Annotated in this window: 9 protein-coding genes and 1 pseudogene; 6 read left to right on the forward strand and 4 right to left on the reverse strand. The window is 71.4% G+C overall.

Annotated features, from left to right (window positions below; all coding sequences use genetic code 11):
• A partial coding sequence (locus tag AB0K09_RS24800; protein WP_366067583.1) for a VOC family protein occupies positions 1-515 on the reverse strand: 515 nt, incomplete at its 3' end.
• Between the two features lie 183 nt (positions 516-698).
• Here AB0K09_RS24800 and AB0K09_RS24805 point away from each other — a divergent pair.
• Positions 699-788: pseudogene (locus AB0K09_RS24805) on the forward strand (recombinase family protein); the annotation flags it as partial.
• A gap of 69 nt (positions 789-857) precedes the next feature.
• Here the strand turns inward: AB0K09_RS24805 and AB0K09_RS24810 are convergent.
• On the reverse strand, positions 858-1,583 hold the full coding sequence (locus AB0K09_RS24810) for a uridine kinase (RefSeq protein WP_366067584.1): 726 nt from the start codon (positions 1,581-1,583) through the stop codon (positions 858-860).
• Positions 1,584-1,961: 378 nt separating this feature from the next.
• Between AB0K09_RS24810 and AB0K09_RS24815 the strand changes: the two genes are divergently transcribed.
• Positions 1,962-2,771 carry an amino acid permease gene (locus AB0K09_RS24815; protein WP_366067585.1) on the forward strand — a complete coding sequence of 270 codons (810 nt, stop codon included), beginning with the start codon at positions 1,962-1,964 and terminating at the stop codon, positions 2,769-2,771.
• A 113-nt stretch (positions 2,772-2,884) separates the two neighbouring features.
• Entirely contained in the window at positions 2,885-4,300 is a 1,416-nt protein-coding gene (locus AB0K09_RS24820; RefSeq protein ID WP_366067586.1) for a hypothetical protein, read from the forward strand.
• 26 nt (positions 4,301-4,326) lie between these two features.
• Here AB0K09_RS24820 and AB0K09_RS24825 read toward each other — a convergent pair whose 3' ends face one another.
• Positions 4,327-5,571 carry an MFS transporter gene (locus AB0K09_RS24825; protein ID WP_366067591.1) on the reverse strand — a complete coding sequence of 415 codons (1,245 nt, stop codon included), beginning with the start codon at positions 5,569-5,571 and terminating at the stop codon, positions 4,327-4,329.
• Between the two features lie 139 nt (positions 5,572-5,710).
• On the opposite strand from AB0K09_RS24825, the gene AB0K09_RS24830 reads away from it, so the two are divergent.
• The 3 genes from AB0K09_RS24830 (at position 5,711) to infA (ending at position 7,934) form a co-directional block, all read left to right on the forward strand.
• A complete protein-coding gene (locus AB0K09_RS24830) occupies positions 5,711-6,673 on the forward strand; it encodes a LysR family transcriptional regulator (RefSeq protein WP_366067587.1) in 963 nt (320 codons plus the stop codon).
• 203 nt (positions 6,674-6,876) lie between these two features.
• On the forward strand, positions 6,877-7,650 hold the full coding sequence (locus AB0K09_RS24835; RefSeq protein WP_366067588.1) for a GNAT family N-acetyltransferase: 774 nt from the start codon (positions 6,877-6,879) through the stop codon (positions 7,648-7,650).
• Between the two features lie 59 nt (positions 7,651-7,709).
• A complete protein-coding gene (gene infA, locus AB0K09_RS24840) occupies positions 7,710-7,934 on the forward strand; it encodes a translation initiation factor IF-1 (RefSeq protein ID WP_366067589.1) in 225 nt (74 codons plus the stop codon).
• An 85-nt stretch (positions 7,935-8,019) separates the two neighbouring features.
• Here infA and AB0K09_RS24845 read toward each other — a convergent pair whose 3' ends face one another.
• Positions 8,020-8,448, reverse strand: a complete 429-nt coding sequence (locus AB0K09_RS24845) for a VOC family protein (protein WP_366067590.1) — start codon at positions 8,446-8,448, stop codon at positions 8,020-8,022.
• Positions 8,449-8,472 lie beyond the last annotated feature (24 nt).

Here is an 8,472-nt window from a genome sequence, read left to right on the forward strand (position 1 = left end):
GGCTGGTCCGGGCGCGCCGTCGCCAGTTCTTCCCGCAGGGTTCGCTGGACGTAGGCCATGGCCTCCTGGGCGGCCGGATCGGCAAAGCGGGCGGCCAGTTCACCGGGGGCGACGTCCTCCACCCGCTCGTGCAGCCACCACAGGTGTCCCTGAGGGTCGCGGACACGGGCGACCCGCTCACCGAAGGCCAGCAGGGTCGGACGGGTCACGACACGGGCACCGGCCGCGACGGCCCGGTCCACGGCCGCACTGACGTCATCGACGTAGACGCGCAGGTGGGCCGGGGTCGGCGGCCAGCCCGGCTTGGCGTCGAAGAGCATGATGACGCTCTCGCCGACCTCGACCTCGACGTGACCGATGTCGCCGTCGGGATCGAGCATCCGGGAGCCCGGGGTCTCGACCGCGCCGAACGCCGATATCAGGAAGCGCACTTCGGCATCGGTGTCACGGCTGATCACCCAGGCGTTGACTCGTGCGTAGCGCGGCGGAACCTGAACCTGTGGCTGGGAAGTCATGCGATGGATCATGTCAGCGGCCTCACTCCCCCGCCAGACCGAAGTCCGAGGGCCGTCCGCCGCGGGAGCCGTCCGCCGCGGGAGTCTCGTCGATCGTTCGAGGCGGCCGGGGGTTCCTTGCGGCTCGGCAGCTCGGCGGACCGATAGTCGGCTGCCTGTTGGCGATGATGGTGGCTCTACGACTCCGGCACCCCAGTCCCGAAGATCGCCCGCACCTTCGAGGCGGCACCCGCCACGATCTACCGCTGCATCACACCCAAAGCAGCGAACTGACGGCCGCAGGGCACCCAACATGCTCCGTTGCCTTCGCTCAGTCGACCACCCGTCAGCACCATCCAGACGTCACGGCGTCACGATCTGCGGACGCGCGAACGTCGAGTTGTCGATGACAACATCCATCATCGGCAGCGGGTCGACCTCCTGGAGATAGATGTCCTCGGCCACCAGATACCTGTTGCGGTGGATCGACTCGGCTTCGGACCCGGCCCAGTTCTGGTCACGCCCGGCACCTCGCCGAACGGACAGCTCCGCATCGACCTGCAACCAGATCCGGAAGTCCCAGTACTCATTGATCTCCGGCCGGAACGCGAAGACACCATCCACGATCAGCACGGCGTCCGCCTCGAGCGGCGTCGTTTCCGATGAGTGATCTCGCTGGGTCAGCGGGTCGATGCTGCACAGCACGCAGGATGTCGCTTCCGATGATCGGCAGGGATCCAGCAGCAGGCGCTTGACCGCCTCATAGTCATACGCGTTGCGGTAGTACCCCTCACCAGACTCCCGGTCATACAGATGCCGGTCCCTCCACGGCCTCTTGAAATCGTCGAGAGTCGCCCGGAGCACGGGCCGCCCCGCAGCACTGATCCGCTCAGCCAGTTCATGTCCGAAGCTCGTCTTCCCAGCGGCAGTGAAGCCGTCGATCCCCACGAGCAGACGTCCCTGCCCGAGATTCAGGATGCGCTTGACGATCTCTTCGACCAGCATGGTGCGCTCGCCGGAGGCCGCCGGAGGGCAGGGCTGCCGCCAGGACGAAGCCGAATGATGCACGTCCGCCTGTGGTGATCTCATGGGACGAACCTATCGGCTGACCCAAAGGCCAGGAAGATCACCGATCAGCAGTCAGAGCGCCGAACCGGCCACGGCTGCCGAAAGCAAGATCCAATGAGACGGGACATCAGGATTCCGTGCACTGTCGGTGGTGTGCTGAATCTCGCTGCCGGCGTCGAGGTGCCGGCCCGGTTCGGCCGCGCGCAGAGGTAATCCGGCCAAGGTCAGGTGTTGGCCCCGAACGCCTGCGCCCCGAACGCCATCATGACGGCACATCACCGTGACCCTAGACCGCCAGTGCGTCCGGTGCCGCGATCCCTGGCGTGGTCCCTGCCGGACCTCGGCACACGGCCGCCCGGCCGTCGGGTCCCGTCCTCACCCTGCCGAGAGGTCACCTTCGTGTCCACGCCGAGAGCACAGTCCGGACGCCCGGCGGCGCCCGGGCAGAGCGACGACGCGTACCTGCGTCAGCTGGGCTACAAGCCGCAACTGACCCGGCGCATGGGGTCCCACGGCAACTTCGCCATTTCCTTCTCCGTCATCAGCGTCCTCTCCGGCTGCATGACGCTCTACGGCTTCGGCCTGGCCACCGGCGGGCCGGCGGTGATGCTGTGGGGCTGGGTGGTCGTCGGGGCGCTGCTGCTGATCGTCATCGGCGCCCAGTTGTTCTGCGGCAACGCCGAGGTCGCCGCCTGCTCCCGCATGGTGTTCGCCTTCTCGCGGGACGGCGCCCTGCCGGGCTGCCGCATCTGGCGGCGCGTGGACGGCCGTACCGGGACGCCGGTCGCGGCCGTGTGGTTGTCCGTGGTGATCGCCGGACTCTTCGCCGTGCCCTCCTTGTACAGTCCGACGGCCTACGGGGCCGTGACGGCCATCAACGTGGTCGGCATCACGCCCGCCTACGCCATCCCCGTCCACCTGCGCCTGCGCAACCGCCGGTCGTTCGTTCCCGGGCCCTGGAACCTGGGCAGCCGAGGCCCCTTGGTCGGCTGGATCGCCGTCGTCCGGGTGGCGTTCGTGACCGTGCTCTTCCTGCTGCCGCAGAGCTACCCGGTGACGGCCCAGACCTTCAACTACGCCCCCGTCGCCCTGGCCGCCGTCCTGCTGCTCGCCACCATCTGGTGGTACGTCGCCGGCCGGCACTCCTACGAGACCCCCACCTACGCATCCGCCCGCGAGAGCGCCTCCCTGGAGGAGGAGACCGTCTGACGATCCGCACCGCCTCCATGCGCGGGGGCGGAGGAAACGCCTGGCATGAGCGGGAACGTCCCTTCTACGATGCGGTCACCATGATCGACCGACCGAGGGCGGGGACGCACCACATGAACATCCGGACCGACCTGGCCCAGTCCGCAGTCGAAGCCGCCGGGGCGGGGCCCGGCTCATCGATGGGGGCGGTGCTCGACACCACCGACGCGCGGGACTGGGTGGCGCTCGACCTCACGGTGCGCCGGCTGTGGGTCCTTCCCTCCACCGACTGGCTGCGCGCCGGGGATCCGGCGCCCGACGAGCCGTCTCTCGCCGTGGCGCTCTGCCACCCCGACGGCCGCATACGCCAGGCCGCTCTCACCTCCCCCGGCGCCGCCGCCCTCCTCCCCCTCGTCGCCGTGCGCTGCGCGGACTGGGTGGCGCCCGTGCGTGAGGTGGCGCGGGCGGTGCTGCGGGACGCGCTGCCCGGGGCCACGCCGGAGGTGCTGGGTGCGGTCGCCGCCGTCATCCTGCGCGTCGCGCAGCGGCGGCACGGCGGTTCCGCCGAAGAGCTGCTGGAGGACATCCTGCAGGACGATGCGATCGCCGACGTGCTGCGGGGCAGCGAGGACCGGGCCGCCCGGCGTCTGGGCCACCGGATTGCCATCGAGCGGGGGCGTCTCTCCCCCGCCGATCTGGCCCGGATCGCGGCGAGGGACCACGACATCGTCGTCCAGGACCTCTGTGCGGACGCGGCGCTCGCCCGCACGCGGGACGGCGGGGAACATGGCGAGATCGTCCGGTTGCTGCTGGGCGCCCGGCAGGCGCGCGTCCGCGCGGCCGGGGTGACCGCACTCAGCCGGACCGGGGACACCGGGCGGGCCACGGCCTTCCTCGCCGACCGCTCCGGGCTCGTCCGCGCCTGCGCCCGCTGGGTGCTGCGGCAGCACGGCGTCGAGCCGCTGCCGCACTACCGGTCCCTGTGCGCCTCCCCGGACGTCTCCCCGGGCGCCGCCGCCGGGCTCGGCGAGTGCGGCAGCGCGGCCGACGCCGGGTTGCTGCGGCCCCTGCTGGCGCACCCGGCCGTAGCGGTGCGCGCGCGGGCCGTGTGGGCGCTGCGGATGCTGGACGCGATCGAGCCGGACCGGCTCCTGCCGCTGCTGGACGACCCATCGGCGGCAGTGGTCCGTGAGGTCGCCCTCGCCCTCACGCCGACAGCCGCCCGCCTCCCGGAGGAGTGGCTGCACCGGCGCTTGGCGACCGACCGCCCCCACTACGTCCGGACGGCCGCCTTCCGCCTGCTCGCCGCACACGGTACGGCCGCCCAGCTGCGCTGCTTCCTCACTCTCCTGGACGACGCCGACCCGGGCCTGAGCGCCCGGGCCCGCGCCGCCCTCCACGGCTGGGGTCCCGCCGACACCGCCGAGGTGTACGCCGCACTGCCGCCGGCCGAGCGTGCACACCTCGACGCCCTCCTGGACCGGGCACAGGCCTCCCTCGGCAAGGAACCGTTGAACAGGCTCCGCTGGTACTTGGGGGCACCGCGCTGATCCCGGCCAGCGCCCCGGTGACTGCCTCAGGCGTGGCTGCGGGACGGTTCCGGCTCGTGGGGCGACGTCCGGTCGCGCCGGGGAAGCAGGAGCGGGGTGGCCAGGATGAGCAGTCCTGCGACGGTGAGAGCGGTGCGTGGGCCGGTGACGTCGGCGAGCAGCCCGCCGAGCGCGGTGAGGACGGCGATGGACGCCTGCTGGCCGACCGACCAGGCCGACAGGGTGCGGGCGACGAGGTGCTCGGGGGTGTGTTCGAGCCGGTAGGTGGCGAGCACCGGGGTGTACAGGCTCATGCTGATGATGATGGCCAGCTCGACGGCCATCACGGTGACGAGGCCGACGACGCCGGGGCGGACGAAGGCCAGGCCGATGAGCCAGACGGCACGCAGGGTGCCGACGGTCCGGAAGACGCGGTCCCGGCCGTAGCGGGCGACGACCCGCCGGGCCAGCCGGGAGCCGACGAGCCCGCCGAGGCAGGGGGCGGCGAAGGCGAGGCCGTACTCCCAGGGGGCGAAGCCGAGCCGGCGCAGCAGGAGCACGGCGAGCACCGGCTCGGTGGCCATGATCAGACCGGAGACCAGCATGTTGTTGACGTACAGCGCCCGCAGACCGGGATGGCCCATGATGTGCCGCCAGCCGTCGAACACCGCGCCCACCCGGACCGCGTTCCCGCCGGTCGGCTGCGGTGCCTCCTCCCGGCCGCGGATCGCGGTGATGCCCAGCGCGGAGAGCAGATGGCTGAGCGCGTCGGCCACCACAGTGGTGACCGGCCCGAACAGGCCGATCGCCGCCCCGCCCAGCGGGGGCCCGACCGCGATGGAGCTCCAGTTCGTGGACTCCAACCGCGCGTTGGCGACGAGCAGGTCGTCCGGCCGGACGAGGGCCTTGAGGCAGGCGCCGCCGGCCGCGCCGAACGTGATCTTGGCCGCGGCGACCACGGCCGAGACCACGAGCAGTTGGACGAGGCCGAGCCGCCCGAAGGCGTAGGCGACCGGGATCGTCGCCAACGCCGCGAACCGGATCAGGTCCATCGCAATCATGACCGGGCGCTTGCGCCGGAACTCCACCCACGGCGCGAGTGGCACCGCGATCAGCGCGCCCGCCGCAGGCCCCACCGCGGACAGCGCGGACACCTCTGCCGGGCCGGCGTGCAGCACCAGCACGGCGATCAGCGGCAACGCGCCGAACCCCAGCCCGGACCCGTACGCGCTCACCGCGTACGCCGCCCACAGCCAGCCGAACTCCCGGCCCAGCCGTCTCCTGCCCACCATGCCCAGCGCGCTCCCCTCGACATCCCGGCTGAACCGGCCCGCGTTGACCGACGGGAGCCAATCGGGCGGCATGGCAGCAGGTCAAACAACCATTCGCCCGCGAGGTACAACCAATGGTTGTTCGCTAGGGTGGGCCGGCGTGGAGCTCGAAGCAGTGCGCACCTTCGCCGCCGTCGCGGAAGCCGGCCAGTTCCGGAAGGCCGCCGTCGACCTGGCGGTCACCCAGCAGGCCGTCTCCAAGCGCGTCGCCGCGCTGGAGCGCGACCTCGGCGTGCGGCTGTTCACCCGCACGCCGCGCGGCGCCGAGCTCACCATCGACGGGCAGGCCTTCCTGCCCCACGCACGCGAACTGCTGAACGCCGCCGAGCGCGCGATCGCGTCCGTGCGCCCCGGCCGCCGTCCCCTGCGCGTCGACATCATCGCCTCGCGCGGCGCGGCGTCGGGCCTGATGCGCGGCTTCCACCGCGCACACCCCGAGATCGACCTCGACGTGGTGATGCTGCTCGAGATCGAGTCGGCCGTCGCCGCCGTCCTCTCCGGTGAGATCGACGCGTCCTTCCGCGCCGTCGCCGCGCCCGGCCGGCCCCTTCCCGAGGACATCGAGTCCGTCCGGGTGCTCGACGAGCCGCTCCAGCTCCTCACCGGCCCCGACCACGCGCTGGCGGGCGCCGAGTCGGTGACCCTCGCCGAGCTGGCCGGGCACCGGATCTGGATGCCCGGCATCGTCCCCGGCACCGAGTGGGCCGCCTACTACGAGGATCTCGTCGCCGAGTTCGGCCTGACCATCGAGGCGACCGGCCCCAACTTCGGCTCGGACGCCCTCCTCGACACCATCGCCGACACCCCGGCCCTGGCCACCTTCATGAGCGAGCGGACCTTCCCCCAACTCCCGCTGGGAGGTGCCCCCGACGCCCGGGCCGCCGGCCACGGCCTGCGCCGCATCCCGGTGACCGGCCCGACGCCCGTCTACCCGCACTCGCTCCTCTGGCGCCGCGACAACCCCCACCCGGCGCTGGCCACCCTCCGCGCCCACCTCGCCGCCACATCGCCCGGCGGCGACACCACCGGGACCTGGGTGCCGGGCTGGGTGACTCCGCGCTGAACGACCCCGCGTCCCGGAAACAAATGGGTTGGGCCGGCCGCCCACCGGCTGATACTGTCCGGACAGCCGTGCGAGAACGCGAGGAGGTGAGACCCATGAAGGCTGTATCCGTGTGGGTGCTCCCCCTTTTCGTCGCGGTGGGCGGTTGACATAGGTGTCGCCGGGGGGCGCCTCAGAGAAGGCACTCCCGAGAGGCAACACCAATGAACTGTGTACATTCCACCGCCATCACGCGGATTTCGGACACACAATGGCACGCCGTGGAGGACGACCGGGTCGTCGGCCGCGGCGATGCCTCGCTCCGGCCCGACGGGCGGCTCTTCATCGGCATCGACGCATGGCACGGCACGGTCTTCGACCGCATCGCCGACGCGATGGTGGCGGATCTGCCGGCACCGCTGTACGCCGTGGCCGACGAGGCCGACCAGGACTCGACGTCCGCCTGGGAGCGGGCCGGCTTCGCCGTCGCCCGCCGCGAGTGGGGCTACCGCGTGCCCAGCGACCCACGGGTCACCGGGCTGGGCTCGGTGCGGCCCCCGTCGGGCGTGACGATCGTTCCCGCCGGTGAGGCGGAGGAGGGCCCGCTGCGGGCCCTGGATCGCGTCATCCGCGACGAGGTCGAGGCCACCGCCGGATGGCGGACGATGCCGGCCGAGATACTGCCCCGCCCGGCGGGGACGACCGTGGTCGACCCGTCGAAGTACGCGGTGGCGCGGCACGCCGGCCAGTACGTGGGACTGATCCGCGTGAAGCCGCTGCCCCGGCAGCCACGGATCGGGCTGATCGCGGTCCGAGCCGACCGGCACCGCCGCGGCATCGCCCGGGCGCTGCTGGCCCACACGCTGGCCTCGCTGCACCGCTCCGGCACCACCGCGGCCTGGGCCGAGGTGAACGAGTCCAATACGGCGGCCACCGCCCTGTTCGAGGGCATCGGCGCCCGGCGCGCGGGCAGCACCCTGGAACTCGTCCGCCACTGACGCACGCACCGCGTTCGTTTCCCACCAAGACCAAGCCCTGTCAGGAAAGTGAGAAGACCATGACGAAAACGTCAGGGGGCATAGACGTCGAGGGCACCGTCGTCGAATGCCTGCGCAATGCCACCTTCAAGGTGGAGCTCGAGAACGGGCACACCGTGCTCGCCCACATCAGCGGGAAGATCCGGAAGAACTACATCAAGATCCTCCCGTACGACCGGGTGCTCGTGGAGCTCAGCCCCTACGACCTCACCCGCGGCCGGATCCGCTACCGGTACAGGTCATAGCGGAAGGACCCGCCCGGGCCGGCCCGGGCGGGTCTCCGGCGTGCCCTGGAGGGCCGCCCGTTCCGAACGCGGGGGCCGCACAGGCTCAGTCGAGACAGAACTCATTGCCTTCGATGTCCTGCATGACGATGCACGAGTCGTTTCCGTCGTACAGCAGTCGCACACGTACCGCGCCGAGCGGGACCAGTCGTGCACACTCGGCCTCAAGCGCGGCGAGGCGCTCTTCGCCCACGAGCCCGGTGCCGACCCGCACGCAGAGATGCACCCGGTTCTTGACGACCTTGCCTTCGGGAACACGCTGAAAGAACAGTCGCGGGCCCACGCCTGAGGGATCACTGCAGGCGAACCATGAACCACGCTCCTCAGGGGGCCGGGAGCGATCGAAATCGTCCCACGTGGCGAACCCCTTCGGCGGCGGAGATACGACGTACCCCAGCACCTCGCACCAGAAACGAGCAACACGCTCAGGTTCCGCGCAGTCGAAGGTGACCTGGAACTGCTTGATCGATGACATCGGCGCACCCTAACAGGAGTCACG

It is taken from the genome of Streptomyces sp. NPDC049577, from assembly GCF_040675635.1.
Classification (GTDB): Bacteria; Actinomycetota; Actinomycetes; order Streptomycetales; family Streptomycetaceae; genus Streptomyces.

What these genes read in the sequence shown, in the direction of transcription:
- AB0K09_RS24810 (WP_366067584.1), bottom strand. Translation starts at nt 1,583, where the DNA reads ATGAGATCACCACAGGCGGACGTGCATCATTCGGCTTCGTCCTGGCGG.
- AB0K09_RS24820 (WP_366067586.1), top strand. Translation starts at nt 2,885, where the DNA reads ATGAACATCCGGACCGACCTGGCCCAGTCCGCAGTCGAAGCCGCCGGG.
- AB0K09_RS24825 (WP_366067591.1), bottom strand. Translation starts at nt 5,571, where the DNA reads ATGGTGGGCAGGAGACGGCTGGGCCGGGAGTTCGGCTGGCTGTGGGCG.
- AB0K09_RS24835 (WP_366067588.1), top strand. Translation starts at nt 6,877, where the DNA reads ATGAACTGTGTACATTCCACCGCCATCACGCGGATTTCGGACACACAA.
- infA (WP_366067589.1), top strand. Translation starts at nt 7,710, where the DNA reads ATGACGAAAACGTCAGGGGGCATAGACGTCGAGGGCACCGTCGTCGAA.
- AB0K09_RS24845 (WP_366067590.1), bottom strand. Translation starts at nt 8,448, where the DNA reads ATGTCATCGATCAAGCAGTTCCAGGTCACCTTCGACTGCGCGGAACCT.